Annotated in this window: 12 protein-coding genes; 6 read left to right on the forward strand and 6 right to left on the reverse strand. The window is 70.9% G+C overall.

Annotated features, from left to right (window positions below; translation table 11 throughout):
- On the reverse strand, window positions 1–1,938 hold the full coding sequence (locus tag ACFYQ6_RS07215) for a DUF6603 domain-containing protein (RefSeq protein ID WP_388761336.1): 1,938 nt from the start codon (window positions 1,936–1,938) through the stop codon (window positions 1–3).
- 239 nt (window positions 1,939–2,177) lie between these two features.
- Complete coding sequence (locus tag ACFYQ6_RS07220) at window positions 2,178–2,936, reverse strand: peptidoglycan-binding protein (protein ID WP_361572965.1); 759 nt, start codon at window positions 2,934–2,936, stop codon at window positions 2,178–2,180.
- Window positions 2,937–3,251: 315 nt separating this feature from the next.
- Here ACFYQ6_RS07220 and ACFYQ6_RS07225 point away from each other — a divergent pair, with 315 nt between their 5' ends.
- Window positions 3,252–4,106, forward strand: a complete 855-nt coding sequence (locus ACFYQ6_RS07225; RefSeq protein ID WP_361572964.1) for a BTAD domain-containing putative transcriptional regulator — start codon at window positions 3,252–3,254, stop codon at window positions 4,104–4,106.
- Between the two features lie 184 nt (window positions 4,107–4,290).
- On the opposite strand, the gene ACFYQ6_RS07230 is transcribed toward ACFYQ6_RS07225, so the two are convergent.
- The 4 genes from ACFYQ6_RS07230 to ACFYQ6_RS07245 form a co-directional block, all read right to left on the reverse strand.
- A complete protein-coding gene (locus ACFYQ6_RS07230; RefSeq protein ID WP_388761341.1) occupies window positions 4,291–5,478 on the reverse strand; it encodes a DUF2235 domain-containing protein in 1,188 nt (395 codons plus the stop codon).
- A gap of 313 nt (window positions 5,479–5,791) precedes the next feature.
- Window positions 5,792–6,217 carry a contact-dependent growth inhibition system immunity protein gene (locus tag ACFYQ6_RS07235; protein ID WP_388761344.1) on the reverse strand — a complete coding sequence of 142 codons (426 nt, stop codon included), beginning with the start codon at window positions 6,215–6,217 and terminating at the stop codon, window positions 5,792–5,794.
- Between the two features lie 528 nt (window positions 6,218–6,745).
- Window positions 6,746–6,955: a hypothetical protein gene (locus tag ACFYQ6_RS07240; RefSeq protein WP_361572960.1), complete on the reverse strand. Its 210-nt coding sequence runs from the start codon at window positions 6,953–6,955 to the stop codon at window positions 6,746–6,748.
- A gap of 82 nt (window positions 6,956–7,037) precedes the next feature.
- The gene (locus ACFYQ6_RS07245; protein ID WP_388761347.1) at window positions 7,038–8,429 is read right to left on the reverse strand and encodes a protein kinase; all 1,392 of its coding nucleotides are present in this window, start codon (window positions 8,427–8,429) and stop codon (window positions 7,038–7,040) included.
- A 225-nt stretch (window positions 8,430–8,654) separates the two neighbouring features.
- Between ACFYQ6_RS07245 and ACFYQ6_RS07250 the strand changes: the two genes are divergently transcribed.
- From ACFYQ6_RS07250 to ACFYQ6_RS07270, 5 genes are all read left to right on the forward strand, one after another.
- Window positions 8,655–9,032 carry a VOC family protein gene (locus ACFYQ6_RS07250; RefSeq protein WP_361573424.1) on the forward strand — a complete coding sequence of 126 codons (378 nt, stop codon included), beginning with the start codon at window positions 8,655–8,657 and terminating at the stop codon, window positions 9,030–9,032.
- A 183-nt stretch (window positions 9,033–9,215) separates the two neighbouring features.
- Window positions 9,216–10,121, forward strand: a complete 906-nt coding sequence (locus ACFYQ6_RS07255; protein ID WP_388761350.1) for a S41 family peptidase — start codon at window positions 9,216–9,218, stop codon at window positions 10,119–10,121.
- A gap of 868 nt (window positions 10,122–10,989) precedes the next feature.
- Window positions 10,990–11,754 carry a maleylpyruvate isomerase family mycothiol-dependent enzyme gene (locus tag ACFYQ6_RS07260; protein WP_388761353.1) on the forward strand — a complete coding sequence of 255 codons (765 nt, stop codon included), beginning with the start codon at window positions 10,990–10,992 and terminating at the stop codon, window positions 11,752–11,754.
- Between the two features lie 685 nt (window positions 11,755–12,439).
- The gene (locus ACFYQ6_RS07265; protein WP_361572952.1) at window positions 12,440–12,655 is read left to right on the forward strand and encodes a hypothetical protein; all 216 of its coding nucleotides are present in this window, start codon (window positions 12,440–12,442) and stop codon (window positions 12,653–12,655) included.
- A gap of 102 nt (window positions 12,656–12,757) precedes the next feature.
- Entirely contained in the window at window positions 12,758–14,206 is a 1,449-nt protein-coding gene (locus tag ACFYQ6_RS07270) for an NAD(P)/FAD-dependent oxidoreductase (protein WP_361572950.1), read from the forward strand.
- The last annotated feature ends 20 nt before the right edge of the window (window positions 14,207–14,226 follow it).

The following is a 14,226-nucleotide window of genomic DNA, read 5'->3' on the forward strand; positions in this document are numbered from 1 at the left end:
TCACACCTCCCAGGCCTCTACCGGCCGCACCCCGGCCAGACCGGCGTACAACCGCCGCAGCTCCCCGTTCGTCGCCGACGGCGAGGCGGGCAGGGAGGCCGCGGTCATCGACCAGGTCGACGCGGCCACGACGGGCGGCTCGTGCGACACGAGCAGCTTCATCTCGGCCGGCCACCAGCTCGGGTCGCGTACGGAGACGGTGGCCGCGACCTTCTCGGCACGCATGAGAGCCTCCAAGCGCAGGAACCGCAGCACGTCGAGCACCCGGGTCGGGTTCGGGTCGGGCACGACCTTCGTCTCCCAGTCCAGCGAGGCCGTGACGAACGCGTCGTCGTCCGGCTCGGAGGTCTCGGCGACGAAGCGGACCCCCGACCGGTAGCGGTCGTACGCGGATGCGGTCAGCTGCTCGTCGTCGGTGAGCCTGCGGAACTGGCCGGGGGCGAAGCTGTCCGTGGTCGCTCCCGCGTCGGCCTCCTCGCCGCCCAGTGCGGCCGAGGCGACGTCCCACTGCTCGGCCGGTTCGACGAGCGACGGTCCCAGGCGCTCTATGTCCACACCGAAGGGCAGGACGCGCTGCCGAGCGACGACGCCGCCGTGCGGGTGGACCCGGCGCCCCTCGCCGATCTGCCGGTTGGCGGCGGGGGACAGCAGCACAGGGATCCGGTCGCCGCCCGCGGGGGGCAGCGCGTTCCACGCCTCCGGACGGGCGAACGCCTCTTCCAGCCTGCGCCGCAGGTCCGCGGGCGGGGCCGGCAGGGCGGGCGGTGGGTTTCCCCAGCGTTCGTCGAAGTCGAAGGAGGCGCTGAACAGGAACAGGTCGATGCTGCCGCGCCCGACCGCGTGCCAGGGCGCCGGTCCTTCCAGGGTGAGGTCGAAGGCGACGCCCACGAGGGACTCGCCGAAGACCTCGACCGACAACGAACCCCGCATCCGCGCGCTGAACGACAGGCTCGGTTCACGGTGGATCAGGACGTCGAGCCCGAAGTGGCCGCGCAGCCCGCAGCCGGCGATCTCGGCCACCAGGGAGAGCTGGGCGCCGAACTGCAGGGTGTTGGTGGTGATCGCGAAGTACGCCTGGCAGCCCAGCTGGATCCAGGGCACCGGGGCCAGGTTCATCGACAGCCGGTGCAGCGCCGGCACGCCGCGCGGGACCGCGAACGCCGGGTGGAAACCGCCCGCGCTGAGCACGAACGTGGGATCGGGCCCGCCACGGCTCAGCACCAGCACGTCCCCGTCGAGCGGCACCCCGGCCATGTGCGAACCGCTGAGGCTCGCCATCAGGAACGCGCTGGGCTCGGCGCTGTCGTACTGTCCGGCGAAGGTGGCCTTCAGCTGGATCAGCGGTACCTCCGGGTCCGGCACCGCAACCCGCAGGATGCCGAGCACGGACAGCCGTACCGGGTCGGGGACCTCGGCCACAACGGCCGCCGCCAGGGAGACCATGCGTCCGCCCCACGAGATCTCGAACATCGGCCCGACGACGGTGCGCCCGGGTGCGGTGGGGAACAGGGCCGGCAGCCGGGGGACGACCCGTTTCGCCGCCGCCACCGGGTCGGGCGGGAAGAGCAGTTCACCGGCGGTTCCGTCGGCTATGGCGGCGATCAGGGCGTCCCGGTTCACCGCCTTGTTGATGCCCACGACACCGCCGACACCGCTCAGCGCGAAGCCGAGTCCCAGCTGGATGCCCGGCTGGGGGAAGGTGGCACCGAGCAGCGCCACGAACGCAGGGCCGCCCGGCGCCGCCAGGTCCAGCTGCCCGAAGGCCGTCACCGTCGTGGCGGGGACGGCCGCGCTCAGCACGCCCGAGAACGAGCGGAACTGCTGCCGCTCCAGCCAGCCCCGCAGCCGCACCGGAGGCAGCGGGGAGTCGATCTCCACCGTCGCCGGGAGCAGGTCGTCGGCCAGCCGTTCCAGATCGAGTCCGAACATGCCGCTCATCACGCACCTCGCAGTCGGGACCGCCCGGCCAGGGAGCCGGCCTGCGGACGGCCGGCCCGGCCCGGCGCAGCCCGCGCCGTCCTCCGACGGCCCGTAGCTTTCGACGCCGCCGGCGTCCGGCCGGGGACCCCGCCGGCGCGCACCCGCCGCCGGCCCCCGGACCGCGCGTCGGTCGGGGCGGCGGCGTGGCACCCCACGGATGGCGGGGTGACCGTCGGAGGTGCGGCCATGAGGACCTCCTAGTACCAGTGAGGAGCCCGGTGCGGATCCGCCTGCTGGACACGGGCCGCGAAGTTCGAACCGGACCGGTTGACGTGGTAGCGGTCGCGGACGTAGTTGACGGTCGCGCACATGCAGGCGACCACGTCGTACGGCGTGGTGGCCGTGCCCGCCTGGTGGTACGTGGCGAACGTGGCCGGGATGCACTGGGTGGCTCCCCGGGAGCAGTTCTGTGGGTGGCCGTCGAGGACGCGCGGGCCCCGCGCGTTCATGTCGGTCGTGTTGATCCGGAACTTCGGGTGATTGCTGGCGGACTCGCGCTTGGCGATGGTGGCGAGCGCCGGGACGCCGAACCGCGTTTCCATCCCGGTCAGTTCGCATGCCTTGTGGGCATAGCTCCGCATGGCCTCCTCGCCGGACCGGTCGCCGGGATCACGGAAGGTGACCTGGCCGAGGGCGAGTCTGCCGCCGCCGGCCGCGGGAGCGCCCCCGCCGTCCAGCTGGAAGAGACCGGTGAGGCGGCCGAGCGCGGCCAGGGAGGTCGGGCCGGGTATGCCGTCGGCGTCGGGCCCTCCGAAGCCCTGGGCGAGCTGCTCGGCCCGGTAGGCGGCCTTGGTCCGGTCGCCGAAGAAGCCGGTGGCCCCGCCGGGGATGGCGCGGCCACGCTTGATGAGGGCCTGCTGGACGATGCGTACGTCCTCGTTGCGCTTGCCGGGCTGGACATCGGACACGACGACCATGACGAGACCTCGCTTGCTCCGGGCCGCGTACGACGCCACGGACCTCCTGCGCCGCGTACGACACGCGCTGGATGTCCTGCGCCGCGTCCGACGCCACGGATCTCCTGCGCCGCCCACGACGCTACGGACGCGGCGTCAGCGAGGCGTCATCCCGGCGTCAGCGGCGTGCTCTCCGGGCCCGGTTGCTGGGGGTGGACAGGCGTCAGAAAATGGGGGAGTGGTACGCGTCGTCGGGCCGTGCGACGTCCTGGACGTCGCGGTCGAGGCGACTGACGCGACCCCGCGCCCTCGCTGCGGAGCAGAGGCCCCGCGCGAGGGGCGCTCACGCGAAACCCCGTGCGCGAGGCGGTCGAAGTGGCGTCCTCTCCTCACCTGAGACTTCTCGGCGGGTTCCGGCTGGAACTGGGCACCGAGCACGTCGATCTGTCCGGCAACGCCCAGCGGCTGCTGGCCTTCATGGGGCTGCGGGGACAGGCGTGCCGTACGGTCCTGGCCGGCACGTTGTGGCCCGACGTGACCGAGGGCCGTGCCAGGGGAAGCCTGCGCACCACCCTGTGGAAGCTGCCCCGTTCCGAACCGCCCCTGATCAGCTGCTGCGGTGACGTCCTGCGGATCACCCCCGCCCTGCGGGTGGACGTCCACGCCCTCACCCGGACAGCGCTCGGCGTCGTGCGGGACCCCGGCCCAGCACCGCACGCCCTGCCTGCGCTGGGACTGCTGACTGTCGAGGATCTGCTGCCCGGCTGGGACGAGGACTGGGTTCTGCTGGAGCGTGAACATCTGCGTCAACTACGGCTGCACGCCCTCGACGAGCTGGCCGAGGCCCTGATACGGCAGGGCAGACCGGCCCTGGCGATCGAGGCGGCCTGGGCCAGCGTGCGGGCGGAGCCGCTGCGGGAGAGCGCGCACCGGGCGGTGGTGTCGGCCCACCTCGTGGAGGGCAACGTCGGCGAGGCAGTGCGCCATTACGAGACGTTCTCCCGCCTGCTGAAGGAGGAACTCGGCGTCGCCCCGTCGCCTCGGTTCGCCCGGATGCTGCCCGCGCGAACTGGAGCCGGCGGCGGAACCGGGAAGACAGCAGCCGGGGGCGGTACCGGGAAGACCGCAGCCGGGGGCGGAACCGGGAAGACAGCGCCATTCATCCGAGCGTCCGCGACCACCGGAACGAACACCGGAGCACCTTCAGCGGCCCGCTGGAAGGACGCGTGAAGGTCCCGCATGCAGTGAGCACGGGCAGTGGCACGGGCTACGAGAGCGACGAGACGGCATCGGACGAGACGGCGCCAGCAGAACCGGACGGCAGAACCGGACGGCAGAACCGGACGGCAGAACCGGACGGTACGGGATTCCGCATCGGGCGGGCCGGCCGCGGCAGCCGTACGGAGCGGCCGCCTCAGCGGTTGGCGCGGCCGGTCCCCGGCAAGGACGTGGCGGACGGCATCGGCGGCAGTCCGGCCGCGAGGTCCGGCACCAGGACGGGCTCCAGCCGGACCTGCTCCCGGCGGGCGAGGTACCGACTGAGCGCCGACGGCCGGTATCCGGCATCACGCTCGTAGCGCTCCCTGGCCGGGACCGCCAGGAACTCGTTCCCGTCGGGCTCGTTCCTGTCGTTCACCGCACTGCCCAGCGGCCGGTGGTAGGCCTTGGCCAGCCGGTACATCCGCGTCCGCGACTCGTGCAGCTCACCGGCGCCGCCCGGCTCCACCCGGAAGGCCACGCTCTGGTGCGGCCTCATCTTTTCCGGCCCGGCCGCGCTGAGCGCCTCGTCGTCGAACTCCAGCCCGTAGCGCCGGGCCTGGTCGACCATCCACAGCAGGGCGATGTCGGACAGCCCCGCCTCCGCGTATCCGCCACCGACGTCGCAGTGCACCCCGGCGAACCAGACCTGCTTCAGCTCCTGCCCCTGCCGGGCGGCGTCGGGCCGCTGGTGCCACAGCGCCGGTCGGAACGCCGAACGCTTCTCGTCGATGGCCAGCGCGTGGAAGGCCCCCTCGACCCAGCCGCTCAGCTCGGTGTCGTGGAACGCCCAGCGGCGGTTGAACCCGTTCACCGCCGACCGGAGCGGAGCGGCGTCCGGCAGGGGTATGCCCAGCGCACCCACGGTGTCCCACACCCCGATGAAGCGGATTGCCGTCTCGTGGGCGTACGAACGCCGGAACAACGTGGACGCCGCGCCGTTCGGATGCTCGGTCCGATCGCGGTAGAGGGACCACGCTGCCTGCGCGCGGTCGGCGTGTTCCCGCCGGAGGATGCCACTGTTGCGCACCAGCCCCGCCAGGCTACGGGCGGTGAACGCGCCCCGGCTGAAGCCCAGGAGGAACAGTTCGTCGCCGGGCTCGTACGTCTCGACGAGGAAGCGGTAGGCGTCCGCGACGTTCCGGGAAAGCCCCACGCCGAAGGCACCGCCCCGAAGCCTTTCCCACTGCTGGGTACCGACGCCGCCGTGGTAGTAGACCCGTTGGTCCTTCCCTCCGAAGGTTCCTTGACGCACCGTCAGGGCGACCTTGGCAACATTCGTCTTGTTCGGCTGGTCGGCGAAGTTCCATGTGCCGTCGCAGCAGACGACCAGACGCTTGGCCATGACCATCCCTCCTCGCGGGAGCGTGGAGTGGCATAAAGGCGTAAAGCACCACTTCCATGTTTCCACCACCCGTAGGGACCCGCCATCCGTGAGGTGCGCGGGGACCTTGACGGCGGAGCAACGCCGTTTCTCTCTCGCCGTGCTCGCGGTATCACCAAGGCCGCCCAGATCCTGGATGCCGGCCGCGGGGAAGACGTATCGAGGCGATCCCGGCGCGCTCGACGAGGTCGAACTGATCCACCACCGCGTGGACGTCACGGCGAGCGCACCGGCAGGTGGCATCCCGGTCTCCACGCCCTCGCTCACCTCAGGTTCAGCGAAGCGGTTCGGTCCGTCCGGTGAAACGGGCAAGCTCCTCGGCGGCTCCACGGGGCAGGTCCGCGACCGCGGCCTCCGGCAGTGTCGTGATCGCGGCGCGCAGTTGCGCGCTCAGGTCAGGTAGCGGAAGCCAGGCCGAGGCCGGGGAACCGAGGACGGTGAGCAGGAGGTCGCCCTCGTAGAAACAGGAGTCGAGCAGGGGCTCTTCGAGCAGCAGGCGCACCGCGAGCGGCAGCACGTGCGGGAGCGCCACCCGCTGGGCGACGAGCATCCGCAGGTCTGCGGGACCGAGTTCGCCCAGGCGTACACGCCGCAACGCGTGCACTGTGCGTACCAAGTGGGTGGCGTCGGCGGAGGGAGGGTCCCAACGGGGCGGGTCCAGCTCGTCGAGCGTGCGGTCCAGATGCAGGAGATGGTCCATGAGGCCCCATTCTCGGGGACTCGCCGTCGACGCCGAGGAGGCGGTCTCCAGCCCGGGGACGGTACCTCGTCCCGCCCCGTGAAACCGAGCTCCGAGAGGCGGTCGGCCGGCAGGCGGCCTCTCCTGGCGACCGGAGGTGCGCACTACGCCTCGCGGCCGGTGGCCGAGGGGCCCGGTGTTCCCTACGCGTATGCCGCGGACCGGCGGTGTCATTGCGTGCTCCACCAGCGGCTCCGGGACAGGTTCACCGCCGAAGCCGACATCCGTCACCGCGTGATCAGGCTCCAGCACCACGCCGCCGATGCACGGCACCCGCCCCTGTCCCATCACCCAGAACTCCGGCAGCGCCCGGCTCGACAGGGATTCCCAGGTCCAGGGCCGGCACTGATCACGGGAGACGCGTGCTCCCCGGCAGGACACCCTGGCGGAACAGGCCGAAACGGGCGTCGAGCCGTGCGGTGCCTGCCGCCCGCGGACTTTGCACCGTTCGCTCGGCAGACCACCCCGGGGGACCAGCTGCGGGGCGGCCTACGCCGCCGCGTAGGTGTGCGCCCGCCCTCCCCGCCACTCCACCCACTCCGGCCGGTCCAGCAGCTGCTCCGCGTCGGGGAGCCCGGCCCGCCGCAGGAACTCGACGACGTCCCGGTCCTCGTATGCGAGCCCGGCGATCTGCCCACGGATGGTGACTCGCCGCCCGCCGGTGGGTGAGACGCGGTGGATGACTATGGGCGCGCTCATCTCTCCAGGGTGCGACTCCTGGCCCGTCACAGCATGCCGGGCGTGCTCCCGGACTCGCGTCCCGGTGGGCGTTGCGTGCGCGTCAGTGTTCCGGGGATCCCGGCTTGATCCTTTCCCGGGCCTTCTTCTCGGCCGCGTCCTTCTTCTTTGCCTGACCGTGCGGTGACGCTTGTGAAGTGCCCTTGTCTTTCGACGCGGGTGGTTTCGGCCTGTCTGCTGAGCTGCCCGAGGACGCGCCGTGCGAGTGAGGGGACACAGGGCGGAGGATCTGCTGGGTTCCGCCGGGGCGTGTGTCGGCGGATGCGCTGTGGTCAGGGGGTTGCGCCGTCGGCGAGGCGGTTGGAGCACCTTTCCGGCCTGTGGTGCCGGATGGGTCCGTCATGCCGCTGGGGGTACCGGTGGCCTCGGTTGCTGAGCGGTCGTTGTCCTGTGGTGTGGAGGTGCCGGTGACGCCGAGCGCGGTCACCACGGCAGCAGTGAGTGCCATCGTGCCGGCTACGAGGGTCCGCCTTCGTCGTGCGGGCGGGCGTGGGCGAAAGTCGTGCGTTCTGGCGGGTATCGGATTCGCGTGTGTGTGGTCGGCCGTTCGTGACGACGGTCGAGCGGCGACGAGGCTCGTGGTGGACGTCGATGGGGCGGGAACAGGGGTTGTACGGGCCATGGCGATCAGTTCGCGAGCGCAGTCGCGGGCCGACGGCCGGTCCTGCTCGTCCAGAGCCGCCATCCTGCCCAGCAAGCGGCTCAGTCGTTCGGGGAGCCCAGGAGGCAGGGCGGGGGGACGGTGCAGTCGTGCGATCGCGGCCTCCAGAGGGCCGCCGTCGTACTCGAGCTTTCCCGTGAGGCATTCGAGGAGCACCAGGCCGAGGGCGTAGATGTCGGCAGGCCGACCGACGGGCCGGCCGAGGACCTGCTCGGGGGAGAGGTACGCGGGTGTGCCGATGATCGTGTCGGTGGCCGTGTGGGTGGTGTCCAGACGATGGGAGATGCCGAAGTCAGCCAAATAGGGCCGTTCGGCGTGGTCCAGGAGGATGTTGGAGGGCTTGACGTCGCGGTGGACGATCCCGGTCTCATGTGCGTGATCCAGCGCCTGGGCGAGCCCGGCGCCGACTGCGGCGGTCGCCTCGGGAGGCAGCGGGCCCCGGGCGATGCGCTCCTTCAGCGTGATGCCTTCGATCAGCTGCATGACCAGGAAGTCACGTCCGTCGTGCTGCCCGGCGTCGAAAGCGGTGACGAGCCCGGGGTGGTGGAGCCGGGCCAGGATCAGCGCTTCGCTGTCCAGGCTCTCCTCCCTGCTCATGCAGGCATCGGGCCGGAAAATCTTGACGGCGACCGGTCGTCTCAGCCGCAGATCGAACCCGCGGTGCACGTCCGCAGCACCGCCTGAGCCGAGGCGGCCGTCCAGACGGTACCGGCCGCTCAGCACCTCCGCTGAACACCGGGAACCTGTGGCCTGAGCGAAGTCGCGCAGTCTCATTCCCACTCCCTCTGCATCGGAGGGCTCGCACCCTTGGTGAGTCCGTGACGACGGGCCTCCGCGACGCGGGTACCCGCCATGAGCGGGAGTAGCCTCGTGCAATCAGAGGCACAGCCCCTCCTGCGGTGGCTGAACGTCAGTGACTGGACGTTCATGTGCACGTTCCTGTGGTGCGGCTCGAAGCAGAGGGAGCGGCCGGCGCAGGCCCTTGCCTACGATGTTGCGATGCTGACGTTCACCGATGTCATTCTCGACTGTCCCGACCCTTGGAAGCTGGCCGAGTTCTACGCTGAGCTGCTGGGATGGGAGATCGACACCGACACGAGCCAGAAGGACTGGGTTGACCTGCGCAACGACGGCGTCGGGCTGTCGTTTCAGCGGGTGGAGAGCTACCAGCGGCCCAGCTGGCCGGGCCAGGAGCACCCGCAGCAGTTCCACCTCGACTTCGAAGTGGACGAGTTCGAGCCCGAGCAGCGCAGGGTGATCGGCCTGGGCGCCACCCTCCAGAAGACTTTCGTCGGCGAGTCCGGCTACGGCTGGCAGGTCTACACGGACCCGGCCGGGCATCCGTTCTGCTTGTGCCGCAACCGTCCCCGGCCCTGACTGCGCAGCGTCTGCCGAGGTGGTGGCGCGAGCCCGAGAACGCGTGCACGTGGTGGTGTTCTCGCGCATGCGGATCAGCCCCATGGGCGCGTGCTACCGCCGTTCGAGAGCGTGTCTACCGGGTGCGGTGGCGGATGCTGAGCATATGGACCCCTTGGCAAGGGCGGTGATCTACTTCGTGCCATGACGACTGTGACGAAGCTTCAGCCTGGCCCTGTCATCGAGGAGACGGTCCGGCTCCTGACCGAGCACTACGTCTTCCCCGAGATAGCCGCGCAGCTCGCCGGCCTGCTGCAACGGCGCCACGCCGAGGGCGCCTACGCCGTCGACGGCGCCGAGGAGCTCGCCCGGCTGGTCACCGCGGACCTGCATTCCGTCAACGGCGACCGGCATCTGAGCCTGCAGTACCACGCCGAGCAGGTGCCTGAGAAGCAGGGAGCGGCGGTCCTGGAGTCCATCCGCGGAGACTTCGACACCTCGCTGGGCGGTGCGCCCCGGGTGGAACTGCTCGACGGAGGGGTCGCCGTACTGGAACTGGCACCGATGCTGTTTCCGCTGGAGTGGTCAGCCGAACCGCTGACCGCCGCCCTGGCCTTGACGTCACGGGCCCAGGCGCTGATCGTGGACCTCCGTGCCAACCGGGGCGGCGACCCGGACACGGTCGCCTTCATCTGCAGCCACCTGCTGGACAAGCGGACCCACCTCAACTCCATGTTTTGGCGCGAGGGCGAACGCACAGAGCAGTCCTGGAGCCAGCCGCACATCCCCGGCACCCGCTTCGGCGGCAGCAAGCCGCTGTATGTGCTGACCAGCAACCACACCTTCTCCGCGGCCGAGGAACTGGCGTACGACCTGCAGCAGCTCGGCCGCGCGGTGGTCGTCGGCGAGCGCACCCGCGGCGGCGCGCACCCTCGGGAGGGCTGGACGGTACACCCACATCTGGAAGCTTCGATCCCTGTCGGCCGCGCCATCAACCCCGTCTCCGGCACGAACTGGGAGGGCACCGGTGTACAGCCGGACATCTCCTGCGCTGCTTCCGACGCACTCGACCGCGCGCACACTCTGGCCCGCGCCCGACTGGCAGGCTGAGCCTCCGGCAGTACCGCACGCGGCGCCGCCCCCTGATCGCGTCGGCCGCCTTCGCCCACGAAGGCCCAGGCTCCGTCGGCCGACGCCGCAACACGACAGCCGGCGCGTGCTCCCACCCGACGGCCGGGTGCAACGACGGTCTGCCAGGTCGCGGAGAAATTGAACAGCGCCAACCACGACCTGTTCTACGGCAAGAACGGTTACCTGCCCGGCTCCCGCAAGGAGTCGCAGAAGGTGTCCATCGGTGCTGCACCTCCTCCAGTCGGCTCGGTGCACGTCAACACCCCGCCGCTTCACGGCATTCTGAGCGAGGAGCAGTGGCAGAAGCGGATCACCGACGTCGACCGGCGGGCTCTGCCACCCCGATTGCCCTGGCTGCCCGTGTACGTCGACGACACCGGTGAGGGTGCGTGGACCCTCGACGGTCTCGGAAGCGTCAGGAGCCTCGTCGGGGCCGGTGAGCCACTGCGTCAGCGGACCGGTGACGCAGTGGCAGTGCATGCCTCAGCGCAGGCCGGCGTGCCCCTGGTTGATCGGCCCCGTCATCGTGTGAACGGTCCCGTGTCCCGTGCTGCTTCTGTGCGTGAACGGACCGGTCCCGTCTCTCCGGCAGTCGGCCGGATCAGGGCCCAGCTCGCCGCCTTGCCCCGCCGCGACCGTAGTGCCCCATCAGCCGCGTCAACCCTGCGGGTCAATACACCTAGCGCGGGCACGAGTTCACGTCTTCGGCGCCCCGGCGACCCGATGACCCGGCGATCCAGGGCACCGTGCAGGCGGTGACGGCCACGGACACCGGCTGTCAGCGCGCCTACTGCCGGACGCTCTTAACCGAGTGCGAGAGTCCTGGTCCCGGTGATACAAGGTCTGCGTGACTGAGCATCGCTACTTCCCCACCCTGCTGCGGATGATTGACCAGCGGTCCGCCGCGTTCCGCGCCGCCGTCGCCGCGGCCCCCAGCCTCGACGCCGCTGTCCCGTCCTGCCCGGGCTGGACGCTGTACGACCTGGCGAACCACCTCAGTGAGGGGGACCGCTTCTGGGCCTACATCGTGCTGAACACCGCGCCTGGCGACGAGCGGCCGAACAAGGACGGGCTGGCGGCGCCCAGGGAGCGCGAGGCCCTCATTACCTGGCTGGCCGACTCGACGGAGCAGCTGCTGGCTGCTCTGCGCGAGGCCGGCCCGGACCGGGGCTGCTGGGCCTGGTGGGAGCCGCTGGCCTCACCGCACGCGGCGGCCGCCGTGGCCCGCCGCCGCGTCCCGGAGTCGCTGATCCACACCTACGACGCCCAGCTGGCCTCCGGTACCCCGCAGGAGCTGCCGACGGCCGAGGCGGTCGAAACCATCGAGGAGTTCCTCGCCACCGTCTGCACCGTCACGGTCGCATGGCCGGGCGAGCCCGCCACCATGGACTACCGCGCAGCCGAGGCCGGCTCCTGGCGCCAGACGGTGGACGCCGCCGGTTCCCGCTTCACCCGCCTCACGGCGGCGGAGGCCGCCGAGAGCAAGCCCACCGCCGCCGTCTACGGCACCGCGAGCGAGATAGCCCTGCTGATGTACATGCGCATCCCGGCCGGCTCGCTGCGGATGGAGGGCGACGCCGGCCTGCTCCAGCAGCTGCAGGACTGGGACTGAGCCGACCGGCACATGGATCACTTGGGGCGCCGGCTGGTGGGGCGGCCGTCCCAGCGGTAGCGCGGGACAGGCTGTACCCAGCCGACCCGCCCACCGCGAACAGCGAAACGAACCCCGGTTCAGGAGGCCACAGGGCGCTGACGGTCGTTCCAAGCAGGGGCGTTCGGCCGTCCACGCCAGTCCACGCAGGCGTGAAACCGCAGGTCAGGGCCTCCTGGTCAGGGCGGCAGTCCGCGACTTCCTGGAGGATCTGGCCCGCAGTCGGGAAGAAGGGGCGACGATAGGCCCCAAGCACTGGACGCCGGTCGTCCTTCGGGCCCTGGCCTCCAGTGACTGGTTCTGCTCCGAAGGCTGCATCGTCCCTCGAGGACCCGACCACGGCGACCGTCGAACCAGGCTCACAGCCGATCTCTCCCGATGGATCGGTGCGCGTACCGGTAGGACTCGAAGCACTGACCGGCTCTGACAGAACCGGGGGAAACGCCTCATGGATTCACGTCACTCACATGTGGCACTGTCGACCACACTCGAGATCGAAGCGCTGTACGCGTAGGCGCAGCGAAGCGCACCGCGACGCCGTGCGCGTCCCGTAGGTGGGCGGCGAGGTCGGCCAGGGCGGGCCGGGTCGCCATACCTCGTCACCGGCAAGGACGAGCCGATCGACGTCAGCGGCGTCGACGTGTCCATGGACGCCATCGAACTCCAGGACCTCGATTTCGTCGCGGCCGTCCGGGAGGGCCGGGAACCCGAGTTTCCTCGCCCGCGTCATGCCCTGCTACCGCACGTTGGTCGAGCTGGATACGCAACTGGCCTCTCAGCGGCTTCCGTGGCCGGCCGACGGCGCCGGCCGGGCTTCCGCAGAGGCGCCTGCCGGGCACATGGCCCCGGCGACAGGTGGTAGACGAACAAGAAGCGGCACAGGTGCGGGTGTTCGGCCATCGAGCCCCTGAACCACCGCAGCACGGAGCCGTCGAGCCACCAACCCACGGAAACGGAGCACGCCATGCGGGAAGCCACTCAGACCGAGGTACGACGTGCCTTCGACAGCGGACTGCCGGGGCTGCGGCCCCCGCGATCCGTCATCGTCGTCGGCGCCGGACTCGCCGGACTGGCCGTCGCCCACGAACTCGCCACGCGGGACTGCGAGGTGACCGTCCTGGAGGCGTCCGACCGGCCCGGCGGGCGCGCGTATACCTTAAGGGCGCCGTTCGCCGACGGCCTGCACGCCGAGGCCGGCGCGATGACGCTCACCCCGCACTGCCACTACGCCATGCACTACCTGCGCGAACTGGGTGTCGAGACGGACACCGCCGACCTCTTCGGCACCACGTTCTCCTACTTCGCGCGGGGCCGCTTCTTCACCCCGGACCCGGAGTCCGTCGCTGAGGCTGGGCTCGACCTGCACCCGCACGAGAAGGACCTCGGCGTCGGTGGCATGATCGAGCGGTACGTCTCGGCTGTCGCTGACAGCCTCCAACCCGATCTGAGCGCCACCGACTGGGCGGTCACCCAGCGCCTCGCCCCCTACGACCACCTCTCCGTGCACGAGGTCCTTACCGACCGGGGCGCCTCCCAGGCGGCGATCGACCTCATGGAGCCCCTCTTTCTGGAGATGCGCGGCGGCGACCTGAAGTCGGCGTCCGCGCTGTCCTGGCTGCGCCACGAAGCGAGCCCGCACTCGCTGGGCAACGCCGACCCGCGCTGGGCCAAGGTGAAGGGCGGCACCGACCGCTTCCCGCAGGCCTTCGCGGAGCGGCTCAAGAGCCGCATCAACTACCGCCGCCCGGTGGTCCGCGTGGAGCAGGACGCCGAGCGGGCCCGGGTCACCGTTCTCGCCCACGGCCGGATGCAGACCTTGGAGGCCGAACGGGTCGTCGTCACCGTCCCGTTCAGCGCGATCCAACACATCGACTTCACCGAAGCGGGCCTCTCCAGCGCCAAGCACGAGGTGATGCGCCGGGTGAAGTACGCCTCGATCGTCCGCGTCTACCTCCAGATGCGCCGGCAGTTCTGGCCGCAGCACAACGCCAGCTTCTCCACCGATCTGCCCATCCGCTGGATACGCGACGCCACGCCCACGCTCCCCGGCCCCCGCAAGATCCTGGAGTGCCTGATGACGGGGTGGCGGGCGCGGGCGGTGTCGGTCATGACCGAGGAGGAGCGCCTTGGCTTCGTGCTCGACGAGGTCGAACGGATGCTGCCGGGCGCCCGGGACCACTTCGAGACCGGCACGTCCGTCTGCTGGGACCAGCGCCCGTACGCCGAGGGCGCGTACATCCTGCCTGAGCGCGGGCACAGCGCCCTCATGCCGGTGATCCGCAGGCCCGAGGGGCGCATCCACTTCGCCGGTGACCACGCCGGTTTCGAGCCAAACGGCGGCTCGATGACCTTTGCGCTGGAGTCCGCGGCCCGCACCCTGCTGGAACTCGGCGCGGCGGCCGAGGAGTCCTGAGCCCGCGCCGGCGGGTCCGG

The sequence above is a fragment of the Streptomyces sp. NPDC005494 genome, assembly GCF_042872025.1.
Lineage (GTDB): Bacteria > Actinomycetota > Actinomycetes > Streptomycetales > Streptomycetaceae > Streptomyces.

What these genes read in the sequence shown, in the direction of transcription:
- ACFYQ6_RS07215 (WP_388761336.1), bottom strand. Translation starts at nt 1,938, where the DNA reads ATGAGCGGCATGTTCGGACTCGATCTGGAACGGCTGGCCGACGACCTG.
- ACFYQ6_RS07230 (WP_388761341.1), bottom strand. Translation starts at nt 5,478, where the DNA reads ATGGCCAAGCGTCTGGTCGTCTGCTGCGACGGCACATGGAACTTCGCC.
- ACFYQ6_RS07235 (WP_388761344.1), bottom strand. Translation starts at nt 6,217, where the DNA reads ATGGACCATCTCCTGCATCTGGACCGCACGCTCGACGAGCTGGACCCG.
- ACFYQ6_RS07240 (WP_361572960.1), bottom strand. Translation starts at nt 6,955, where the DNA reads ATGAGCGCGCCCATAGTCATCCACCGCGTCTCACCCACCGGCGGGCGG.
- ACFYQ6_RS07245 (WP_388761347.1), bottom strand. Translation starts at nt 8,429, where the DNA reads ATGAGACTGCGCGACTTCGCTCAGGCCACAGGTTCCCGGTGTTCAGCG.
- ACFYQ6_RS07250 (WP_361573424.1), top strand. Translation starts at nt 8,655, where the DNA reads ATGCTGACGTTCACCGATGTCATTCTCGACTGTCCCGACCCTTGGAAG.
- ACFYQ6_RS07255 (WP_388761350.1), top strand. Translation starts at nt 9,216, where the DNA reads ATGACGACTGTGACGAAGCTTCAGCCTGGCCCTGTCATCGAGGAGACG.
- ACFYQ6_RS07265 (WP_361572952.1), top strand. Translation starts at nt 12,440, where the DNA reads ATGGACGCCATCGAACTCCAGGACCTCGATTTCGTCGCGGCCGTCCGG.
- ACFYQ6_RS07270 (WP_361572950.1), top strand. Translation starts at nt 12,758, where the DNA reads ATGCGGGAAGCCACTCAGACCGAGGTACGACGTGCCTTCGACAGCGGA.